This is a genomic window from Streptococcus mitis, from assembly GCF_001579035.1.
GTDB lineage: Bacteria > Bacillota > Bacilli > Lactobacillales > Streptococcaceae > Streptococcus > Streptococcus mitis_J.
Genome location: NZ_KQ970287.1, coordinates 286,918 through 287,736 on the forward strand (window position 1 = coordinate 286,918; position 819 = coordinate 287,736).

Sequence of the window (819 nt, forward strand, 5' to 3'; positions counted from 1 at the left end):
TGAACCTCATAATATTCAATTTGTAGAAGAACTAGTGACAGCTTGGGATACTTTTTCTGAGACCTCACCAGGAATCTCTGAAATCTATGAAAGTAATGGAAAAACTGTTTATGACTTGTCTGAAGAATTAGCTGAATGGGGAATATATTTAGCTGAAACTCGAACAGAATAGGTATTGTTATAGATTAGAAAGAGAATATTTCAATTCTCTAATACCGTTGGGATATTTTGTTACCTAATATAAAAAGTTCCCATTTTTTCAATAATATATTATAAAAATCAGTTTACACAAGTGTTACACCTATGATAGAATTAACTAGAGGTGAAGAAAATGGCAACCGATAAAAATAGAATAATGATTAGCTTGGATGATAAAAATCTAGAGAAACTTGAAAATTTAGTAGAAGATGCTAGAGATAGAAGAGGAATGCGACTAACAAAGTCCCAGGTTATTGAATTACTCCTAAATACCGTTGATTATTTCGATGATATTATGGGAGCTATTTACTCAAAAAAATAAGAGCAAAATTGCTATTATTTTTTTACAATCAGGTGCAACACTAGTGAAAAAGGAGTGATAAAATGGTTGTTTATATTAGACAAAGTAAATTACCAAGTGAGGTTTCAATTAATAAATACAATGCTCAAGTAGGTGCATACTTACAAGGAGAAGAAGTTATTTTATATCAATCTTTTTCTGAAATAAAACAGCTAACAAGTGATGATACAGTTGTAGATTATATAACGGAGACCAGAGCATTGCTAAAAATGATGGGGTTAAATGTTCCGGTTTATGACTATCCTATTGAGCTTAAAGAC

At 30.6% G+C, this 819-nt stretch carries 1 protein-coding gene and 1 pseudogene; both read left to right on the forward strand.

Going from position 1 to position 819, the window contains the following annotated elements:
* The first annotated feature begins 331 nt into the window (after window positions 1–331).
* Entirely contained in the window at window positions 332–520 is a 189-nt protein-coding gene (locus tag SMIDD26_RS05825; protein ID WP_000179769.1) for a hypothetical protein, read from the forward strand.
* Window positions 521–582: 62 nt separating this feature from the next.
* Window positions 583–819: pseudogene (locus SMIDD26_RS05830) on the forward strand (DUF4343 domain-containing protein); the annotation flags it as partial.

What these genes read in the sequence shown, in the direction of transcription:
- SMIDD26_RS05825 (WP_000179769.1), top strand. Translation starts at nt 332, where the DNA reads ATGGCAACCGATAAAAATAGAATAATGATTAGCTTGGATGATAAAAAT.